The organism is Burkholderia sp. AU45274, assembly GCF_030482505.1.
Lineage (GTDB): Bacteria > Pseudomonadota > Gammaproteobacteria > Burkholderiales > Burkholderiaceae > Burkholderia.
This window is the reverse complement of sequence record NZ_JAUJQE010000001.1, coordinates 15929-36677: the sequence shown is the minus strand read 5'-3', so window position 1 is coordinate 36677 and position 20749 is coordinate 15929. Positions and strand designations below refer to the sequence as shown.

Genomic DNA, 20749 nt, shown 5'->3' with positions numbered 1-20749 from the left:
CGCTGACCGCGCGTCGTGCATCGTGCGTCGTGCGTCACGTCAGAACCGCAGAGCCCCATCCCGCGCGAGGTCGTACGGATTGCCCGCCACGTAGTCGAGCGCGCACGCATCGGTGTCGATGCCGACGGTCAGCAGCGTTTCCCAGCGCTCGGTGTCGGGCATCGACAGGTCCGGATGGAAACACACGACGGCCTGGTCGCCGGCCGCCCCGCACATCGCCGCCGCGCGCTCGCGCACATCGGCACTCGTCATCCCGTTCACGACGTCATTCAGGTGCGCGAAACGCTCGCGCGTGGTCGAGCTGTCGGGCATGCATTCGCCGCCGCTCAGCGCGCAATCGAGGAAGTGGTTCGTATGCAGCAGCCAGCCGTCCGGACGCGGCACCACCACACCCACGCCTGACGGGCTCAGCTCGATGCTCGCCGCACGCGGGTTCGCGTCGTGCCGCGTAAACACGGTCAACACCGTCGACGCGCTCACGCGTGCGGTGCGCGCGATGTCGATCGCCTCCTGCACCGTCGTCGCGTCTTCGAGCAGGCGCCGCGCGATCGCGTGCACCGGCACGCCGGCGCTGTCGTTGTCGCTCGCGTGATGCAGGATGTTGAAGTGCAGCCCGAGCCCCGCGCTGTTCACGCCGAGCTTCGCCAGCATCCCGAATTCGGAGAACAGCTTGACGGTGCGGCCGTGCGGCGTCGCGATCTGCATCAGCAGCCCCTGCGGTGCGAGGCTGTCGTGCCAGTCCCACGTCTGCAGCGTGCGCGGTGCGTGCGGGCCGGCCGGCGCATGGACGGTCGTCGAGCACTCGCCTTCGGCCGATGCGGGTGCGGTGGCGAGAATCTCGGTGCGTGCATTCAGGCACGCGAGCTGCCAGCGCGGCAGGTCGACGCCGTCGGCGATCGCCTCGACTTCGGCGGCAAGGCGCGGGCACCACGCGCCGAGCGTGGCGAGACTCGCTTCGCCGATCTCCCGTGCGCGCTGCGGCGCGATGCCGAGCTTCGGGAAGAACGCGAGATACAGCGCGACCGTCTCGCGGATCTCCGGCGCGAAGCGCTCGCCGATCAGGCGGCCGCGCTCGCGCGGATCGGTGATGTCGGTCACTAAGGTGTGCAGCTTCAAGGTCAAATCTCCTGGGTTGAATGCGCCGGGCCCGCGCGGCCCGGCGCGTGAGGCATCGTGCGGCCGGTCAGAACGAGTAGATGAACTGCATCCCGGCCAGGTCGTTGCTGCGCGCGTACGTGCCGTTGCTCTTCAGGAACACCGGATGGTTCGCCGCGTCGTGGCGGTATTCGAGCTTCACGGTGATCTGCTGTGTCGGATAGAACAACAGGTCGGCCGTGATCGCATAACGCTGCGCGCCCTTGCACTCGGTGCCGTTCGTCGACGAACCCTGGAAGCACGCCGGATCGATGCCGAAGCCGCTCGACCCGTTCACCGACGGGTTGCCGCCCGCGAGCCCGTACTGGATGTTGGTGCCGCCGCCGCCGTTCGACGTGTTGTTCAGGTAGTCGAAGCGCAGCGTCGCGCCCATGCGGCCGACCCACGACGTCGTCCACTTCGTATGGCCGAGCAGCGACATCCCGTACCAGCGCGCGGTGCCGCCGTTCCATGCGCCCTTCTGCAGCTCGCCGTAGTCCACCTGCGCGTTGACCTGCGTCTTGTCGTGCGTATAGGTCACGTCGGCTTCCACGTACTTGTAGAGGCCGGTCGGCGACGCGCCGTTGCACTGGTAGCCGTAGCCGCCCGGCTGCGCGCACGGCGAGAACAGCGACTGCCGGCCGAGCATCCCGGAGAGGCCGAAGTCGAAGGCGGTCGACGTCGCGTTGTCGAAGCGCGCGGTGATCGTCGGCGTCCAGTTGGTCTTCGTCGTGTTGTTCGCCGCATTCGCGATCGCGCCGGCGGTGCGCAGCACCTCGTTGCCGATCACGACCTGCCAGAAGCGCGTCATCGCCGCGTTGGAGCCCTTCAGCCCGACGCCGATCAGGTTGCCCGGCTCGCTGAAGTCGTACAGCAGCCCGTGCGTGAGCGTCAGCATCTGCGTCGACGGCTGCACCTCGTAGCCGGCGAGGCTCGGCATCATCCCGATCTCGAAGGTGTGGGTCGTGCTGAGCGGCACGGTGACCACCGCCTGCGTGACGATGTTGTTGCCGATGCCGCCGTGCGCGTTGCTGAACACGTTGCCGAAGCCGCGGTTCGGCTGGATCACGACCTCCGCCGCCGGCGCCATCGGGCCGACGCCGAAGGTCTTCTTGATGTCGAGGTAGACGTCGCCGATCGTGCTGTTGAAGTAGTCGTACGCGCCCGGGTCATGGTTCAGGAACTGGAAGCCGGACGTGCGCTGCGCGCGGTTGAACAGGTACACGGGATCGACGTAGCCGGTGATGCTCAGGCCCGCGAGCGGGCCGGTGGTCGCCGCTTCCTGCAGCGAGTCGACCTTCAGCGACGCGTTCGCGATCTGCTCGCGCATTTGCTGCAGGTCGTCGTCCGTGAAGGCCGGCGCCGCATCCGCGGCCGGTGCAGCCGCCGTGTTGATCGAGCCGATCTTCGCGCCGCCCGAGGCGGCGGTGGCGGTCGTTGCCGCGCCGGCCGGCTTCGCTGCCAGCATGCTCGCGCGCAGCTCGTTCACCTGCTGCTGCAGCGCGGTGACCTGCGCCTGCAGCGCCTTCATCCGGCTCGCGTCGGTCGCCTGCGGCGTGTGCGCGAATGCCGCGGCGGCGTCGAACGCCAGCAGGCACAGCGCCGTCATGTGTGTGATTTTCATGGTGTGGGTGATCGTCGGGACGCGCGCGCCCCCGCCCGCCGCGATGAGCGGCGGGGCGCGCGAAAGGTGGTCGGGAATGGGGAGAAGCGGCGGCCGGCTTACTCGGTCTTCAGCTTCGTCCAGAGACGGTTCTGCAGACGCATCAGCTCAGGCGGAACCGGCTTGCTGAGGCTCAGCTTGCGGATCACGTCGGCGGGCGGGAACACGGCCGGATCGCTCGTCACGTCGGCGCGCACCAGATGCTTCGACGACGGCACGGCCGACGGGTACGACGTGTCGTTGGTCAGGTTCGCGCTCTCCTTCTCCGACAGCACGAAATTGACGAACTTCAGCGCGGCGTCCGGATGCGGCGCATCCTTCGGCACCGCCATCATGTCGAACCACATCGCGCTGCCCTCGGTCGGGATCACGTACTTGATGTGATACGGCTTCTTCGCGGACGCGGCCGCGATCCGCGCGGAATTCACGTCGCCCGACCAGCCGAGCGCGAGGCAGATGTCGCCGCCCGCGAGGTCGTTGATGTAGCTGCTCGAATTGAACTGCGTGATGTACGGCCGCACCGTCTTCAGCAGCTCGTATGCGGCCTGGTAGTCGGCCGGGTTCGTCGTGTTCGGATCCTTCTTCAGGTAGACGAACGCCATCCCGAACGCATCGACCGGCGAATCGAGCACCGAAATGCCGCAGTGCTTCAGCTTCTGCGCGTACTTCGGGTCGAACAGCAGCGCCCAGCTGTCGAGCGGCGCATCGTTGCCGAGCGCGGCCTTCACCTTCTCGACGTTCATCCCGAGCCCGTCGGTGCCCCACGTCCACGGAATGCCGAACTGGTTGCCCGGATCGTCCTTCGCGAGCACCTTCATGATTTCCGGATCGAGCAGCCCGTAGTTCGGCACCTGGCTCTTGTCGATCTTGCGGTAGATGCCGGCCTGCAGCTGCCGCGCCCAGAAGATGTCGGACGGCACGACGACGTCATAGCCCGACGTGCCCGACAGCAGCTTCGCCTGCAGCGTCTCGTTCGAATCGAACTCCTGGTAGACCACCTTGATGCCGGTCGCCTTCTCGAAGTTCGCGATCGTCGCCTTGCCGATCGAGTTGCCCCAGTTGTACACGTTGACGACGTTCGCCGCGTGCGCCGCCGGCACGCCGGCCCACAGCGCACCGCCCAGCGCGAGCGCCGCGCATGCCGTTTTCAGATGCTTGCTCCATTCCCCTGCCATGGTTTCCTCCGTCGATGTCATGATCCGCTCGCGATGAACGGTGTGTGCTTCGGTCCGGAAAAATGTAGCCAGAGGAAATTGGCCGGTCTGCCCTGCCGTTAGGGGGACACGCCGCACAATCGGGGCACCCGGTTCCGGACGGATGCCCCGATCGACCCGACCAGGAAGCGAATTGAAAGCTTTCTTCGCCGCGTCGTCACGCCAATCAAAAACCGAAAACCGCTCAGGATGCCTGCACGCCCGTGCGCGCGCCGAAGTCCTCGCCCACGTGCGTGACGCGGCCGTCCATCATCGTCAGCGCGACGTCGATGCGGCCAATGTCGTACTGGCCGACCTCGAACAGGTCGTTCTCCAGCACGACGAGATCCGCGCGCTTGCCGGGCGTGAGCGAGCCGACCTCGTGCTCCATCCCGAGCTGGTACGCGCCGTGGATCGTGTACGCGGCGATCAGTTGCGGAATGCTCAGGCGCTCGGCGATGTCCGGGAACACCGGCGCATCGGGCTCGCCCGCGAGCTGACGCGTATGGCCCGACTCGATGTGCTCGAGCGGCTTGTGCTGGCAGCGGCACTGGCACGCGAGGCCGTCCATGCCGATCGACACCGTCACGCCTTCGTCGAGGAACGTGCGGAACTTGTACATGTTGCTCCAGCGCTCATGGCCGTAGTGGTCGCGCAGTTGCTCGGTGTACGCGTCGACCACGCCCCACTGCAGCTGCGTGTTCGCCATCACGCCCGCGCGGCGGAAGCGCGGGATGTCGTCCGGATGCGTGAGAAATGCATGCGTGATCACGTGGCGGCGGTCGCGCGGCGGGTTCGTGCGGTTGACCGCGTCGAAGCCGTCGAGCGCCATCCGCACCGCCGCATCGCCGACGCAGTGGACCATCACGTTCGCGCTCACGCGATCGGCTTCGACCAGGTAATGGTTGAAGGTGTCGGCCGGCATCGTCGGCGCGCCGCAGGTGTCGGGGCGGTCCGCGTACGGTTCGAGCAGGTACGCGGTGTGGTTCGCTTCCGTGCCGTCGAGAAACAGCTTCAGCGCGCGCGCCTTCACGAGCGGTGAGTCGTACTGCTCGCGGTATTTGACGAGCGTGCCGACCGGATCGTCGATCTCGCCGATCACCGCGACGCTGCCCACCACGCGCAGCTTCAGGTCGCCCGCGCGCTCCATCGTCTGCAGCGTCTCGTACAGCAGCGACTGGTCGCCGCTCGCGTCGAAGAAGCCCGCGTCGAACACGGTCGTCACGCCGGCCGCGCACAGCTTCTTCTGCCACGGCGGGATCGACTTCAGGTACAGGTCGATGCCGGTCGGCAGCAGGCCGGCCGCGCTGATCCGCTGCATCAGCAACGAATACGCGGCGCCGTCGACGATCAGGCCGGTCGGCTCGCCCGTCACCGCGTCCTTCTCGAACCAGCTCGCGCCTTCCTGCACGGGCGGCGTCGACGCGTCGATGCCGGCGATCTCCAGCGCCTTCGAGTTCACCCACATCGAATGGAAATCGGTCGACAGCAGGCACACGGGGCGATCCGCGCAGATCGCGTCGAGCGTCTCCTTGCGCAGCAGCGCCGGCGGAATCGTCGCCTGCACCCAGCCCATCCCGGTGATCGCCGGCTCGTCCGGATGCGACTCGACGTACTCACGCAGCACGGCGAGCACCTTCTGCGGATCCTCGTAGTTCACGAACGCCTGGAACGCGAACGCGGTCGTCTCGAAGTGCCAGTGCGATTCGACGAAGCCCGGCAGCACGAGCCGGCCGGCCGCGTCGACAACCTTCGTGTCCGCGCCGACGTACGCCTGCACGGCCGCCGTGTCGCCGACGTGGACGATCCGGCCGTCGCGCACGGCGACCGCCTGTGCCCACGGCTTGTGCGGATCGACGGTGTAGACCTTCGCGTTGGTCAGAACGAAATCCGCCGGCGTTGAATCGTTGACGGCGGCGGGCGTCGGTTGCATCTGCATGGCCTGTCCTTTCTGATGATCAGGTTTTCGAAGTGCTTTCACTATAGGCAGACGATTCACGGCGGTATGCCCCCCCGCTGCCGGGGCTTGGACGAATTCCGGCCGCCGCGGGCACGGTCTTGTCATCGTTTTGGGGACAACGCACGAAATTGGTGGGGTTGATTCGGTGAATTCCCGGCTGACGCGTGCACGGCGTTCGCGTAACGTCGTGCTGTCCCCTGACCGCCCACGCCCGACCATGCGACTTCTCCAGCCCGACCCGGCCGCCCGCGGCCACTACCTGATCGGTGTGCGCCCCGACACGCTCGGCGCAACGTTGCGCGCGGTCGGCACGCCGGATTTCGTCGGCGCGGTCACGGAGTTCGTCAACGACAGCATCGACGCCGACGCCGTCCACCTCGAACGCTGGCGCGCGGATACGGGCAGCACGTCGGGCTTCGTCGTCGAATGGATCGGCAGCGGCAGCCTGCGCTTCGCGGCCGACACGCTGCGCGTGATGGATGTCTATTACCAGGACTACTGCCAGGTCGATCCGCTGGTCGCGCCGCTGCGCGGCAAGGCCGGCACGCTGCTGGTGCAGCGCCACGTGGAAGGGATTGCGCACGGCGAATTCCGCCGCCGGATCTTCGATGAGCCCGGCATCGAGCAGGAATGCATGCTCGTGCACGGCAACGCACACCTGCAATACGCACTCGGGCTGGCGCGCACCGTCGGCCGGCCCGCGTTCACGATGGATGAGCTGTTCCACTTCCGGCAGATGGTCGACCTGCTGTTCCCGATGTTCGAGCTGCATGCGCGCACCTGCGCGGCGCGGCGCGTGGCGTCGGGGACGGTGAACACCGCGTCGCAGGCGGGCTTCGACGCGCGCCTGGAACGGCAGGACGTGCAGCTGTCGCGCCGCGAGCACGAGATCTGCCGGCTGATGCTGTGCGGGCGCTCGGTGCCCGAGGCCGCGCAGCAGCTCGACGTGAAGCTGTCGACGGCCGAGTCGTACGTGAAGCGCGCGTTCGCGAAGCTCGGCGTGCGCACGCGCCGCGAGCTGTTCGACTGGGTGCTGGTCGACTGCTGAACGCGCGCCGCACGCTTAGGGCCTGTTCACGCTAATAACGGGCTTGCGCTGGCCACCAGAAGGGCCGAGCGCAAGGATTGCGACGAAGCGAATACTCGACGTATTCGCGAGGAGCGTGACGCGGCGATCGGCCCTTCTGGTGGCCAGCCCCACGAATGAATTTTCCCGAACAGGCCCTAAGCGGCCAGCGCGGCCGCCTTGATGTTGAACGCGCGCAGCAGGTCCTCGCAGAACGCGTCGACGATCGGCTTGTCGCTCGCGCTGCGCTTCATCGCGAGATGCAGCGGCACGTCGAAGCTGAACGTCGTGCGGCCCACCGCCTTCACGAGCCCGCGCTGCTCGAACGGCTCCGCATAATGCGCGGGCAGGTAGCCGAGATGGCCGCCCGACAGGATCAGGATCGTCGCGGCCTCGATGCTGTCCGCGCTCGCGGTCACGCGCCGCTCGGGCAGCGGATACTGTTCCTCCGGCACCGGATAGGTACGCCAGACCCAGTCGTGAAGCTGCAGGTCGTCGGCGGTCACGGGCCGCGATGCATGGAACAGCGGATGCCCGCGCCCGCAGTAGATCACCTGCTGCTCGGTGAACAGCGGCGTGTAGAGCAGCCCCGGCACGCGATGCCAGAAATAGCCGATCGCGAGATCGAGCTGGTTGTTGACGAGGCTCTCCTCGAGCTCCTGCGGCGACGCGACCTTCATCGCGAACGTGACGGCCTGGTCGCGCTTGCGGAATGCGCCGATCGCATCGGCCACGCGGGCGTTCTCGACGAGCGGCGCCTGGCCGATCAGGCCGATCGACAGCGTGCCGACCAGCTTGCGGTCGATGTCGCGCACCCGTGCGACGAATTCGGAGGTGGCCGCGACGAGCGTGCGCGCGGTGGCCGCGAAGCGCTCGCCCTTCGACGTCAGGCGAAAGCCGCCGCGCCCGCGATCGCACAGCTTGAAGCCGACGCGCGCTTCGAGCGCCGACAGCTGCGTGCTGATGGTCGACTGCCGCACGCCGAGCGACGCCTCGGCGGCCGTGATGCCGCGTGCGTCGACGACGGCCAGAAAGACCCGGATGAGCCGGAGATCGAGATCGGAAGTATTCGAGAACATGCTTCAAGCCGCTGCGCGTGTGCGCGTTACCCGGCCGGCTGGCACGACGCGCCTCGCACGTCACGCTCGCCGCCTGCGCCGATGAACCGAACCGGACGCGCGCCGCCATCGGCAGCGGTGCGCGTCGCCACCGTCATTCAGATGCCACCGCGAGCGCGCGTTCCATGCCGAACACGGCCGGCCGCAGCCGCCGGTAGCAGAGGAACGCCATCGCGCACAGCACGATCGCTGCGATCAGCGCCGACTGCGTGCCCGCGCGCTCGATCAGCGAGCCGCCCGCGACCGAGCCGACGCCATAGCCGAGCGCGACGCAACCCGGCGACAACGCGGCCGACTTGCCGACCAGGTCGTACTGCGGAATCGTCGCGTAGATCAGCAGCGCGCCGCCGGTCCAGCAGCCGATGAAGACGATCGCGCCGAGCGTGAACGTCGCAGCCGAGGCCGGCAGCGCGAGCAGCACGGCCGCGACCGCGCAGCCGCCGAGATTCACGAGTGCCCAGCGGCGCAGGCCCGCGCCCGCGCCGAGCTTCGGCATCGCCGCGCAGATCACGAGGCTCGCGATGTTCGCGGCGCCGAGCACCAGCGACACCGACTGGCCGCTCAGGCCCGCCGCGGTGCCGATCTTCTCGAGGAAGGTCCACACGACGCCGACGCCGCCGTACAGCGCAAGCTGCGCGCACAGCACCAGCATCGCGCCGTTGCGGTCGATGCGGCCGGCCACGCCTTCCGGCGCCGGTGCGGCCAGCGTCTCGCCGCGGCGAAACAGCGGCGTCGCGAGCACGAACACGCCGAGCACGCACGCGACGAACCCGAACACGCCGTGCGCGCCCCAGGTGTCGCTCAGCATCGGGAAGATGTAAGCGAGCAGCACCATGCTCCACGTCACCTGCCCCATCAGCATGATCCCGAGATTGCGTTCCGGCGCGCGCGAATACGACAGGTAGCGCAGCGCGATGCCGTTCAGCCCGCCCGAGCCGACGCCCGCGATGAACTGCAACGCCGAATACGCCACCAGCCCGTGCGTCGCGAGCGTGCCGAGGTTCGCGCCGGCCGCGAGCGTCACCGCGCCCGCGAGCACCCACCGCACTGGCTGGCGGCCGAGCACGAACGCGACGAGCAGCGTGCCTGTCGATTCGCCGAGCACTTCGATGAAGCTCGACAGTCCTAGCGCCGCTTCGCCGAAGCCCCAATGACGCTCGACCTGCCCGACGATCGCGGGCAGGCCGAGGAAGACCGTCGGCCCGAGCATGCCGAGCAGCAGCATCACGACGACGAACAGCGCGCTTTCCTGCCGCGCTTCATCCTGCAGGTTGACTACATTCATCTGGTGTCTCTCTCCGTGTCCGCGGCGCGAACCGTGTCCTCTGGGGATCGTCTTTTTTGTGTCGCGACGGCGGCGGCCCGGCGTGGTGCCGCGCCGCCGCGTCATCGCTTACATCGGGAAGCCCATCGCCTTGATGCCGCTGATCCATGCGCGCTTCCAGCCGCCCTCCGCATCCGCGCCGTCGAACGCATGGAACGTGATCTTCGCGGCGACCCAGCGCATCGGCTCGGGCGGGATGTAGCTCGGGCTCTGGTTCGCGATGTCGAGCTTGCGCTCGGGGCTGTCGCGGTCGAACAGGATGTTCAGCCCCATGAACGCGCCGAACCGGCTCGCCGCGACGCCGAAGCCCGTATAGCCGGCGACGAACACGGCCTTGTCGCCGAGGTAGCGCTTCGCGAATACCGAGCCGCGCGAGCAGTAGTCGATCGGGCCGCCCCACGCGTGCGAGAAGCGCACGTCGCACAGTTGCGGGAACGTGCGGTAGAACGCTTCCGCGAGCCGGTAGTAGGTTTCGCGCTGGCCGTCCTGGTGCGGTTCCGGGTCGCCGTCGAAGTGATAGCTCACCAGCCCGCCGAAGATGATGTTGTTGTCCTTCGTCAGCCGGAAATAGTTGAGCTGCGTGCGCGTGTCGTACACGCCCTGTCGATTCTTCCAGCCGATCCGCGCGAGCTGCTCGTCGGTGAGCGGCTCGGTCGCGAGCACGTGGTCGCGCACCTGCATCACGCGGCGGTTGATGTCGGGAATCCCGACCTTCGCGGTGCCGCTGCCGAACACCACGCGCGGCGCGCGTACGCTGCCCTTCGGCGTCGTCACGAACACCGTGCTGCCTTCGTCGGTCACGGTCACGAGCGGCGTGTGCTCGTACAGCTTCACGCCGAGCGTCAGCGCCGCGCGCTTCAGCCCCCACGCGAGTTTCGCCGGATGCACGATGCCGCTGCGGTTGCGCGACCACAGCGCACCCGCGAACAGCGGCGAATTCAGTTGTTCGAGCGTTTCCTCGCGGTTCAGCAGCACGACGTTGTGCCCGTACTCGCGATGCAGGTCGTAGTCGCCCTTCAGGTGCGCGATGTGCTCGGGATCGACCGCCACCGTCATCTCGCCGTTCCACTCGATATCGGCGTCGATGTCGTAGCGCTTCAGCGTGTCCTCGAAACCGTCGAGGTTGTGATGGCCGAATGCCTCGAGCTGCGCGATGTCGTTCGGGAACACGCGCACCGCGTTCGGCAGCCCGTGCATCACCGACGTCGAGATGATCCCGCCTGCGCGGCCCGACGCGCCGTGCGCCACCTTGCCGGCCTCGATCAGCACCACGTTCAGGTGCGGCATCTGCTCCTTCGCCTGCACGGCCGCCCACAGCCCCGTGAAGCCGCCGCCGACGATCAGCAGGTCGGCCGTCACGTCGCCGACGAGTTCCGGCTCGGTGGCCGGCGCCGCCGGGTTGTCGAGCCAGTACGGGAACAGCTTCGTATTCGCGAGCGCCGCCTCGACGCCCAGTGCGACCGGCGCGCCACGCATCGCGTGCGCCTCCTCCGGTGCAGTCTCTCTTGTCTTGACTTCCATTTCCATGATCCCAGCCATCACACGCGAACAGCGAAACCGCCGCCGGGCGCGCGTCACACGGACGACGCGCTCGGCGGCGGCTTCGGACATCACGACTTCTCGAGCAGCACGTAGAACTTCTTCGCGTCCTCGATCGTCTCCCAGCGGCCCGCGAAGCCGGCCGGCAGCAGGTAGCCCTGGCCCGGCGTGAATTCCTTGCGGTTGCCTTCGACGTCGGTCAGCGCGATCCGGCCCTCGACGAGCCACACGGCTTCGTCGGCCGCGGTTTCCGGAAACTCCACCGAGCCGGCTTTGCCTTCCCACCAGCCGATGATGTAGTTGCCGCTCTTGCCTTCCGCCGCGCGCCAGTCGCTTTCGTCCATGCCGAAGTCGAGCTTCGTGAATTCGCCGATGCCTGCGCCGAGCGGCAGGATGTCCTTGATCAGTTTGGTCATGTGAATCTTTCGTCTCTTGATTGAAAAAAGCAGAGACAAAGTTACTCATTTACACTGCCCCGGTATGCCCCCCTCCGGGGGGGACAAGCGGTGTTTTCCGGGGCAAACGGGTCGGCAGGACAACCGACGGTGTTTCCCCTTAATGACGTTTTCGGTTGCGAACGCTACAATCGCGCCGCTTTTCACCCGGGGAACCGCATGCTGCTCAACGTGAACCCCTTCCACCGCGACAACGACCGCTTCAACGTGTCGTTCAAGGCGCTGGGCGAGCTGATCGAGACGGTCGGCACGCCGCACTTCGTGCCGCGCCTCACGCAACTGCTCAATGAAGTCGTGCCGCTCGACGTCGCACACGTCGAGCGCTCACGCGTCGACGGCTCGATGCCCACAGGCTATCGATGCGAATGGATCGGCAGCAGCGGCATCGATACCGAATCCACCGAAATCTCCGACGTGATGACGCTCTACTACGAGCGCTTTCTCGACAGCGACCCGCTGTTCGCGGGGCTGCGCGGCAAGACGGGCACGATGCTGGTGGTGCGCGACATCGCGGCGATCCCGCCCGGCGAATTCCGCCAGCGGCTGTTCGACGACGTGCGTATCGGGCACGAATGCGTGCTCGCGCGCGGCACGCGCTATTCGCAGCATTCGATCGCGCTGGAGCGCGGCCGCGACCGGCCGCCATTCACGCTCGCCGAGATGAACCGCTTTCGCAGCATCAGCGACGTGCTGTTCCCGCTGCTCGAACTGCATGCGTCGACCACGGCCGTGCGGCGCGTCGCGCACCCGATACCCGACGTCCATCCGCTCGCGCAGTTCGATGCGCGGATCGCGGCCGACGGCGTGAAGCTGTCGAAGCGCGAATACGAAACCTGCAAGCACCTGCTCTCCGGCAAGACCGTGCCGGAGACGGCCGAGATCCTCGGCGTGCGGGTCGCGTCGGCCGAGTCGTACGTGAAGCGCGCATTCGCGAAGCTCGGCGTGCGCACGAAGCGCGAACTCGCTGCGTGGGGTTCGGCCACCACCACGCTCCCTTCCGCCGGCGCGCACGACGGCACCGCATCGCCGGGCATCTCACGCTGACACACCCGGCCGCACTGCGCGGCCGCGTTCGGTTGCGCTGCGTCGATGCGGTAGCGCCACTTGCATCGAAGCCCGTCGATGTAAACGTTGCGACTTCAAAATCTTCGCGCGCGTGTTCTCCTCTACCATCGGCCGATCGCTTGACCTCAAATAAAGGAGACGGCCCATGCCCCGCGAACTGAATCAACCGATGGGCGGCAACGAGATGCCGCGCTTTGGCGGCATCGCCACGATGATGCGGCTGCCGCAAGCCGCGACGACCGACGGCCTCGACGTGTGCTTCGTCGGCGTGCCGCTCGATCTCGGCACGTCGAACCGCTCGGGCTCGCGCTTCGGCCCGCGCCAGATCCGCACCGAATCCGTGCTGCTGCGCCCGTACAACATGGCCACGCGCGCGGCGCCGTTCGATTCGCTGCAGGTGGCCGACATCGGCGACGTCGCGACCAACCCGTACGACCTGAAGGACTCGGTGCGCCGCATCGAGGAGGCGTACGACGAGATCGTCGCGAACGGCTGCCGGCCGATCACGCTCGGCGGCGACCACACGATCGCGTGGCCGATCCTGCGCGCGCTGCATAAAAAGTACGGCAAGGTCGCCGTCGTGCACGTCGACGCACACGCGGACGTGAACGACACGATGTTCGGCGAGAAGATCGCGCACGGCACGCCGTTCCGCCGCGCGGTGGAAGACGGGCTGCTGCAATGCGACAAGGTCACGCAGATCGGCCTGCGCGGCACCGGCTACCACGCGGACGATTTCGACTGGTGCCGCCAGCAGGGCTTCACCGTCGTGCAGGCTGAAGAGTGCTGGAACCAGTCGCTCGCGCCGCTGATGGCGCAGGTGCGCGAACGCGTCGGCGACACGCCGGTCTACCTGAGCTTCGACATCGACGGCCTCGATCCGTCGTTCGCGCCCGGCACCGGCACGCCGGAAATCGGCGGCCTCACCGTGCAGCAGGGCCTCGAAATCGTGCGCGGGATGAAGGGCCTGAACATCGTCGGCGCGGACCTCGTCGAAGTCGCGCCGCCGTACGATCCGACCGGCACCACCGCGCTCACCGGCGCGAACCTCGCGTTCGAGATGCTCTGCGTGATGCCGGGCGTCGCCTACCGCTAACCCGACCGACAGGATGACCTTCATGTCCACCGCCGAGCTTTCCCGTTCCACCGCCACGTCCGTGCTGCCTGCCGCGCATATCGCCGGCCAGCCCGTGCACACGCCTGCCGACGCGCCCGGCGCGCCGATCTTCGACGCATCGACGGGTGCCGCGATCGGCTGGCAGGCATTCGCGACAGCCGCGCACGTCGACGCCGCGGTGCGTGCCGCGCGCGACGCGTTCGCCGGCTGGCGCGACACGCCGCCGGCCGAACGCGGCCGGATTCTCGCCAAGATCGCCGAGCGCGTCGAGGCGTCCCGCGATCGCCTGGCCGCGCTGCAGATGCAGGTGAGCGGCAAGCCGCCGTTCGAGGCCGACGCCGATGTCGGCGACGTCGCCGCGACGTTCGCGTACTACGCGAAGCTGTGCGAGGACCCGGCGCTGTTCACGGCCGAACCGGTCGCACTGCCGAGCGACGCCGTCACCGCCGAGCGCTTCTACGATTCCGTCGGCGTCGCGGCGCTCGTCATGCCGTGGAACTTCCCGATGGTCACGACCGCGTGGAAGCTCGCGCCCGCGCTCGCGGCCGGCTGCACGGTCGTGCTGAAGCCGTCCGAACTCACGTCGCCGACCGAACACGCGCTGCTCGACCTCGTCGCCGAAGCCGGTGTGCCGGCCGGCGTGGTCAACGTCGTGAACGGCGGCGCCGACGTCGGCGCGGCGCTGACCGCGCATCCGCTGATCGACAAGATCTCGTTTACCGGCAGCACCGCGGCCGGCCGCAAGGTCATGCAGGCCGCCGCCGTCGACATGAAGCGCGTGACGCTCGAACTCGGCGGTAAGTCGTCGCTGATCGTGCGCGACGACGCCGACCTCGACGTCGCCGTGTCGCTCGCGGTCGCGGGCGCCTTCACGAACGCGGGCCAGATGTGCTCGGCCACCGCGCGCATCCTCGTGCACGACAGCGTGTACCGCAGCTTCATGGCCGCGTTCGAAACCGCCGTGCGCGCGCTCGTCGTCGCGCCGCCGGCCGCGGAACAGGTCGCGATGGGGCCGCTGATCTCCGCCGCGCAGCGCACGCGCGTCGAAGCGATGCTCCAGCACGGCATCGACGCGGGCGCACGCGTCGCCTTCAGCGGCCGCGTGACGGATGCAGGCGGCAACGGCTTCTTCATGGCGCCCGTCGTGATCGCCGAGCCGGCCGCCGACAACCCGCTGTGGACCGACGAAGTGTTCGGCCCCGTCGCGTGCGTGAAATCGTTCCGCACCGACGACGAAGCGATCGCGCTCGCGAACGACACGCGCTACGGGCTCGTCGCGACCGTCGTGACGCGCGATGCGGCCATCGCGAAGCAATTCCAGCAGCGCGTGCGCGCGGGGCTCGTGTGGATCAACGCGCCGCAGCTCATCTACCCGCACGTGTGCTGGGGCGGGTTCGGGCTCAGCGGAATCGGGCGCGAACTCGGTGTCGCGGGGCTGCGCAGCTATCAGGAGCTGCGCCACGCGATGCGCGCGATCGACTGACCAGTGGAGCCTTCGAGGCCGTTGGCGGCACCGTGTCTCGCGGCACGGTGCCGTCTTTTTTACCGATTTATGGACCGAGGCCCAGGCGGCCCGGCAACCGGCGTTCGTCGGCCCTGCGGCTGCACGGTGCATGAGCAACGATCAATGCGAAAGCACCGCAGCATGATCGTGTTCGCGCAACTGGCCTGGAATCACACACGCCGCGAGGCCGCCCTCTTCGATCCACGCGCGGGTGCGTGCCGCGGCCTTGTCGATCAGTTGCGCACACTGCGAGTAGTCATAGGACGACACCTCGAGCGGACAGAGCGGCGGCACGACATGAATGTGCGCGCGCGCCCCGTATAGCTCCAGATCGCGCACCAGTTGCCGCGCGATCACGAGCGTCAGCGCGTGCGTCGCATGCGCGATCGGGCTGCGTGGCGGGACGCGCAACGCGCAGGCGAACCCGGCCGGCAACACGACGATCCGCTTGGCGCCGAGCGCGATCGCGACCGAGATCGGCGTATTGTTCGCGACGCCGCCGTCGACGAGTTCCATGCCGTCGATGCTGACCGACGGAAACACGCCGGGAATCGCCGCGCTGGCCAGCACCGCATCCACGACCGGGCCGGCCGACAGCACGACTTCGCGGCCGCTCAGCACGTCGGTCGCGACGATGTGGAGCGGCAACGCGGCCTGCTCGATCTGGCGATACGGCAGGTTCTTTTCCAGCAACAGGCGCAGCGCGTCGGCCTCGACCAGATGCGGCCGGTTGCGCAGCAGCATCGCGATGAGGCTGCGCATCGAGAACGGCATCACGTCCTGGCGGCGGATCCTGCACCACAGCGCTTCAAGCATCGCGATGCCGTCCGCGTCCGGCCGGCCGGCGAAATAGGCGGCATTGATCGCGCCCGCCGACGCGCCGATCACGCAATCGGGCCGTTCGCCGCTCGCGACCAGTTCGCGAAGCATGCCGACCTCGATCGCACCCAGGCTGCCGCCGCCGGCGAACACGAAGGCGGTCGAGGGAATGGAATCGGACGTCACGGTGCGCCCTCCTGCGGTTGGCTGCGATAGCGCTTTCGCCATGATGGATCGTGCGGCGCCTCGGTTGTCCTGATGAAAACCCTGCCGTTCAACCGGCGATGCACGCCACGTTGCCCGGCATCCCGCGCCATCCTTTTTCGGAGAGGGCTGCATCACTCCCGCCCCGTTTCCCGCTCACATCCGTCCCGCCGTTCACGCGACGGCCGCGCATTTTTTGACTTCGATCAATAAAGTTGCGCACATCGGCACGCGCAAACGTGTGCAGCTCATGCGCCACGCGGGATCCGTGCAATCACGGGTTCAGTTGTCCAGACGATCGCCGTTATTGCATCAACACCCGCCGATCGACGTCGTCTTGCAGCGAACCGGCGCCATCGCGGGCATGGAGCGGGACAGCCGGGCGCCCCGCTCGCTATTGAACAACGGATGCAGCAGCACAAGTCGCGGACGAGGTAATCATGTTTGTAGCCATCGGGTGGATCGTCGTGATCGGGTCGGTGATCGGCAGTTTTGTCGGTGTGGGTGGCCATGTGCCGGCCCTTCTCCAACCGTTCGAGCTGCTATGCATTTTCGGCGCCGCGCTGGGTGCGTTCGTCGTCAGCAATCCGGTCACGACGCTGAAGAAGACACTCAAGACCCTGCCGACCTGTTTCAAGGGCGGCGGCTATACGAAGCAGCAATACGTCGAACTGATCGCGCTGCTGTACGAGCTGCTGCAGAAGGCGCGCCGGGACGGCATGATGGCGCTCGAGGCCGACGTCGATGCGCCCGAGCAAAGCCCGCTGTTCCAGAAGTATTCGCACGTGCTCGAAGACCATCACCTGCTCGACTTCATCGTCGACTACCTGCGGATGATGTCGGGCGGCAACGTGAACGTGCTGGAGATGCAGGACCTGATGGACGAGGAACTGCATACGCACCATGCGGAGGCGTCGGTCGCGGCCAATGCGATCCAGAAGATGGCGGACGGCCTGCCGGCGTTCGGCATCGTCGCCGCGGTGATGGGGGTCGTGCACACGATGGGCTCGGTCGGCGCGCCGCCCGCCGTGCTCGGCAAGATGATCGCCGGCGCGCTCGTCGGCACCTTCCTCGGCATCCTGCTCGCGTATGGCTTCGTCGGTCCGCTCGCGGATCTGCTCAACGCGAAGGGCCGCGCCGCGGCCAAGCCGTTCCAGTGCGTGAAGGCCGTGCTGCTCGCGTCGATGAGCGGCTACGCGCCGCCGGTGGCGGTGGAATTCGGCCGCAAGGTGCTGTTCACCGCCGATCGCCCGAGCTTCAAGGAGCTCGACGAGGCCGTCCGCGCGACGAAATCGCCCAAGGCCGCGTAACGGAGGCGCCATGGCCGACAGTCGCTCCAACCCGTCGAAACCGTCCGTCGCGGCATCGCTCGTCGTCGTGCGCCGCAAGAAAGGCGAGGACCACGACGCCCATCACGGCGGCGCCTGGAAAATCGCGTACGCCGATTTCGTCACGGCGATGATGGCGTTCTTCCTGCTGATGTGGCTGCTCGGCTCGGTCTCCAAGTACGACAAGCAGGGCATCGAGGACTACTTCAACACGCCGCTGTCGACGTTGCTGTCCGGCGGGCAGGACGCGCAGGCGCCGCGCCCGAGCGTGGTCCAAGGGGGCGGCCGCGACATGTCCGACCCGACGCCGGCGATCAACGCGAAAGCGCAACCGGTGCCGGCCAGCTCGCCCGCGGCACTCGCCGGCATCGTCGATACGCAAAAGCTCGAACGCCTGAAGGCGAAGCTGACCGCGGCGATTGCACAAAGCCCGTCGTTGCGCGCGTACCAGGACCAGATCCGGATCGCGATCACCAACGAGGGCTTGCGCATCGAGATCGTCGATTCGCTGAAGCGCCCGATGTTCGCGTCGGGTAGTGCGCAACCCGAAAACTATGCCACCGCGATCCTCACCCAGATCGGGGCGGCGCTCGACGATGTCGACAACCGCGTGTCGATCGCGGGGCATACCGATTCGACGCCGTATCCCGACGGCTCCACGGGCTATTCGAACTGGGAGCTGTCCAGCGATCGCGCGAACGCGGCGCGGCGTGCGCTGGTCGCGGGCGGGTTGCGGGAAGACAAGCTGCTCCAGGTGCGCGGGCTCGCGGATGCCCTGCCGCTCGACAAGAATGTGGCGGACGAGCCGATCAACCGCCGCATCAGCATCCTCGTGATGAACAATGCCGCCGAGCAGGCGTTCTTTCACGACGGTGGCCGGGCGACCGTGGATCAGACGGCGGGTGCGCGGGCTGTCGTGTTGCCGGCGGCGGTGGCGGTGGCACGGCAGCATTAGGCACGTTCGCTGCTTTGGGCCGGATGGGGGGTCCTGCCACTCGCCGATCCTCCTGCCCGGCGGCAGGTCCCTCCGCGTCACGGCCGCGTCCGGAACGGCCGTAAGCGATATCGACTGACCAGTCGGCCGCTCCGGCCGTTGACGGCACCGTGTCTCCTCCACGGTGCCGTCTTTTTCTGCGCACTCGATATATTCCGTAGAATATATCGATACCCGCACTTCCGGAGACTCGCCATGCCCCGCACGCCGACGGATCGCGCCCCGCAGCGCGCCGCACGGGAACAGCCGCTCGCGCGCAAGATCCACGCGCTCAGGCCGCTGTCGAGCGACGCGCGCGCACAGCAGGTCACGGATGTCGTCGACGCGTTCCGGCGCCTGCGCGGCAGCGTCGTGCGCTTCATCCGGATGTTCTCGGCGGCGCATGCTGAAGGTTGGCCGGACGATGCGCTGTCCGCGACGGGCTTTCGGGAACTGCTGTCGACGCTCGAACACGCCGCCCGCGCCGCCCGCTTCACGCGCCTGCCCGAACTCGAACGGGTGATCGGCCATGCGCGCCGCCTCGAACGCACGCGCGACGACGTATTTTCCGACTCGTTCAGCAACGACCCGGCCGCGATGCGCGACGCGGTCGCCGCGCTGGAGCGTGTCGACGTGCTGTTCGTCGGGTTGTGCGTCGAGTACGTGATGGCACGTCACGCGCCGCCATCGCTCCCCGTTTCGCCCGAAGCACCGGCACCGGCCCCAGCCCCCGCCGCACTGCCGCTCACCGACGATTCAACCGCGCTCTGCTGACCGCGCCGCTCGGCCTTGCTCCGTGATTTCCCCGGAATTTCCAGCGTTATATTCCGTGGTATATTTCGCAAATCTTTCGCGCATCCGTCCCCGGCCCGACCAGGCCGGACAGAGGTCAACATGCACGCTCCGCCTTTTCGCCTTGCCCGCACGGCGGATCTTTCGACGCCCGGCGGTACCCTGCCCGCGGCAACCGGCACGCGGATCGACGCATGCTGCGCGCCGTCGCGCGCGCAACTGACCGAGCTGAAGCGCCGCGCGCGCCTGTCCGAACTCGATGCGAACCTGCACTGCTCGATCATCGGCACCTGCCTGACCACGCACGAACTGCGCAGGCTCGTGCCGAAGTTCACCGACCTCGATCGCCAGCGCGCGACCGACCTCGAAATCCATCACGCGGCCGTCGAACTCGCCATCGACGGCACGGCCGGCGCGAAGGCGCTGCACAAGGCGCTCGACGAGCGCTACGCCGGCGCGATCCGCGCGTTCGACAGCGCAAAGGATGCGGATGAACTCCTCGCGCGCTGGAAGGAAGCGCTGAAGAGCGGCGATATTCCACCTGCATACTGGGCGCTGATGACGCATCCGCGCACGACGATGGGCGTGCGCCAGGCCGCGTTCGGCGACCTGCACATGCTGTCGCACCTGGTCGGCGCGGCCAATCGTGCCGATATCCGGCGGCTGGTCGCGCTGGAGGAAGAGAATGCGGCGCTGCACGCGAAGATCGAACGGCAGCAGGTGCGTCTGCACGAAATGAGCGCGCAGCGCGACGCGGCGCTGCAGGAACGCGATGCCCTCGCCGCCCGCCAGAGCGCGCAGCCGCTGGCGGCGGAAAGCGTCCTGCGCGACGAAGTCCACGAACTGCGCGAAGCACTGGCCGCGCGCGACGAACGGCTCGCACTGCACACGAGCCGCCGCGAGGCAGCCGAGCAGCGGATCGCCGCGGAACAGGCGAGCGCCCGCGCGATGCGCGCGCGGCTCGACGAATTGATGGCGATGGTGAAGACGCTGCGCGCCGAAGCGAGCGCGATCGAACAGGCGGTGCAGGCGTCGGCGGACGATCCGGCCGAACGCGCGGCCGATCCGCTGTCGATGCTTCAGGGTACGCGTCTGGTGTACGTCGGCGGGCGTCCCGGCTCGAATCGCGCAATCAAGCGGATCGTCGAAACGGCGGGCGGCGAGGTGACGCTGCACGACGGCGGCATCGAGGATCGCAAGGGCCTGCTGGCGGCGACGCTACCGGGCGCGCGGATGGTCGTGTTCCCGGTCGACTGCATCGACCACGATTCGATGAACCTGCTCAAGCGCATCTGCGAACGCCACCACATCGCGTACTACCCGCTGCGCACGGCGAGCGTCGCCAGTTTCGTCGAGCTGATCGGGCGGCTCGATGCGCAGTCGCGCGACGGGATGGCATCGGATGCCGCCACGGGCGACGCGTCGCGCTTTTGCCTGCGGCACGGCTAGGATCTGATTCGCTTCGCCGCATGGGTGGCCCTTCAGGGAGCCCGTG

General features: G+C 67.8%; 18 protein-coding genes. 8 read left to right on the top strand and 10 right to left on the bottom strand.

What is annotated here, in order from left to right; translation table 11 throughout:
- Nucleotides 1-39: 39 nt before the first annotated feature.
- The 4 genes from QZM35_RS00175 to QZM35_RS00160 form a co-directional block, all read right to left on the bottom strand.
- Complete coding sequence (locus tag QZM35_RS00175) at nucleotides 40-1116, bottom strand: C45 family peptidase (RefSeq protein WP_301775152.1); 1077 nt, start codon at nucleotides 1114-1116, stop codon at nucleotides 40-42.
- A 67-nt stretch (nucleotides 1117-1183) separates the two neighbouring features.
- Nucleotides 1184-2743: a DUF3138 family protein gene (locus QZM35_RS00170; RefSeq protein WP_301775797.1), complete on the bottom strand. Its 1560-nt coding sequence runs from the start codon at nucleotides 2741-2743 to the stop codon at nucleotides 1184-1186.
- Between the two features lie 113 nt (nucleotides 2744-2856).
- A complete protein-coding gene (locus tag QZM35_RS00165; RefSeq protein ID WP_301775151.1) occupies nucleotides 2857-3972 on the bottom strand; it encodes a polyamine ABC transporter substrate-binding protein in 1116 nt (371 codons plus the stop codon).
- A gap of 223 nt (nucleotides 3973-4195) precedes the next feature.
- Complete coding sequence (locus QZM35_RS00160) at nucleotides 4196-5929, bottom strand: amidohydrolase (RefSeq protein ID WP_301775150.1); 1734 nt, start codon at nucleotides 5927-5929, stop codon at nucleotides 4196-4198.
- A 238-nt stretch (nucleotides 5930-6167) separates the two neighbouring features.
- On the opposite strand from QZM35_RS00160, the gene QZM35_RS00155 reads away from it, so the two are divergent.
- Entirely contained in the window at nucleotides 6168-6998 is an 831-nt protein-coding gene (locus QZM35_RS00155) for a helix-turn-helix transcriptional regulator (protein ID WP_175239266.1), read from the top strand.
- 176 nt (nucleotides 6999-7174) lie between these two features.
- On the opposite strand, the gene QZM35_RS00150 is transcribed toward QZM35_RS00155, so the two are convergent.
- From QZM35_RS00150 to QZM35_RS00135, 4 genes are all read right to left on the bottom strand, one after another.
- Nucleotides 7175-8095, bottom strand: a complete 921-nt coding sequence (locus QZM35_RS00150; RefSeq protein WP_039353976.1) for a LysR family transcriptional regulator — start codon at nucleotides 8093-8095, stop codon at nucleotides 7175-7177.
- Nucleotides 8096-8228: 133 nt separating this feature from the next.
- Nucleotides 8229-9419 carry an MFS transporter gene (locus QZM35_RS00145; RefSeq protein WP_301775149.1) on the bottom strand — a complete coding sequence of 397 codons (1191 nt, stop codon included), beginning with the start codon at nucleotides 9417-9419 and terminating at the stop codon, nucleotides 8229-8231.
- Nucleotides 9420-9527: 108 nt separating this feature from the next.
- Nucleotides 9528-10985, bottom strand: coding sequence for an FAD-binding oxidoreductase (locus tag QZM35_RS00140; RefSeq protein WP_089428439.1), 1458 nt, complete (start codon nucleotides 10983-10985; stop codon nucleotides 9528-9530).
- An 83-nt stretch (nucleotides 10986-11068) separates the two neighbouring features.
- Nucleotides 11069-11413: a cupin domain-containing protein gene (locus tag QZM35_RS00135; RefSeq protein ID WP_089428440.1), complete on the bottom strand. Its 345-nt coding sequence runs from the start codon at nucleotides 11411-11413 to the stop codon at nucleotides 11069-11071.
- Between the two features lie 198 nt (nucleotides 11414-11611).
- On the opposite strand from QZM35_RS00135, the gene QZM35_RS00130 reads away from it, so the two are divergent.
- The 3 genes from QZM35_RS00130 (at nucleotide 11612) to QZM35_RS00120 (ending at nucleotide 15117) form a co-directional block, all read left to right on the top strand.
- Nucleotides 11612-12496, top strand: a complete 885-nt coding sequence (locus QZM35_RS00130) for a helix-turn-helix transcriptional regulator (protein WP_089428441.1) — start codon at nucleotides 11612-11614, stop codon at nucleotides 12494-12496.
- A 166-nt stretch (nucleotides 12497-12662) separates the two neighbouring features.
- Entirely contained in the window at nucleotides 12663-13613 is a 951-nt protein-coding gene (gene speB, locus QZM35_RS00125; protein ID WP_089428442.1) for an agmatinase, read from the top strand.
- Nucleotides 13614-13635: 22 nt separating this feature from the next.
- Nucleotides 13636-15117, top strand: coding sequence for an aldehyde dehydrogenase family protein (locus QZM35_RS00120; RefSeq protein ID WP_301775147.1), 1482 nt, complete (start codon nucleotides 13636-13638; stop codon nucleotides 15115-15117).
- A gap of 141 nt (nucleotides 15118-15258) precedes the next feature.
- On the opposite strand, the gene QZM35_RS00115 is transcribed toward QZM35_RS00120, so the two are convergent.
- Nucleotides 15259-16143 (bottom strand): patatin-like phospholipase family protein, encoded by an 885-nt coding sequence (locus QZM35_RS00115; protein ID WP_301775145.1) that lies wholly within the window; start codon nucleotides 16141-16143, stop codon nucleotides 15259-15261.
- 88 nt (nucleotides 16144-16231) lie between these two features.
- Nucleotides 16232-16420: a hypothetical protein gene (locus QZM35_RS00110; RefSeq protein ID WP_301775143.1), complete on the bottom strand. Its 189-nt coding sequence runs from the start codon at nucleotides 16418-16420 to the stop codon at nucleotides 16232-16234.
- A gap of 181 nt (nucleotides 16421-16601) precedes the next feature.
- On the opposite strand from QZM35_RS00110, the gene motA reads away from it, so the two are divergent.
- The 4 genes from motA (at nucleotide 16602) to QZM35_RS00090 (ending at nucleotide 20703) form a co-directional block, all read left to right on the top strand.
- The gene (gene motA, locus QZM35_RS00105; protein ID WP_089428444.1) at nucleotides 16602-17471 is read left to right on the top strand and encodes a flagellar motor stator protein MotA; all 870 of its coding nucleotides are present in this window, start codon (nucleotides 16602-16604) and stop codon (nucleotides 17469-17471) included.
- Nucleotides 17472-17481: 10 nt separating this feature from the next.
- Complete coding sequence (motB, locus tag QZM35_RS00100; RefSeq protein WP_301775140.1) at nucleotides 17482-18444, top strand: flagellar motor protein MotB; 963 nt, start codon at nucleotides 17482-17484, stop codon at nucleotides 18442-18444.
- A 234-nt stretch (nucleotides 18445-18678) separates the two neighbouring features.
- Nucleotides 18679-19236 (top strand): hypothetical protein, encoded by a 558-nt coding sequence (locus tag QZM35_RS00095; RefSeq protein ID WP_301775138.1) that lies wholly within the window; start codon nucleotides 18679-18681, stop codon nucleotides 19234-19236.
- Between the two features lie 120 nt (nucleotides 19237-19356).
- Entirely contained in the window at nucleotides 19357-20703 is a 1347-nt protein-coding gene (locus QZM35_RS00090; RefSeq protein WP_089428447.1) for a DUF2325 domain-containing protein, read from the top strand.
- Nucleotides 20704-20749: the final 46 nt, after the last annotated feature.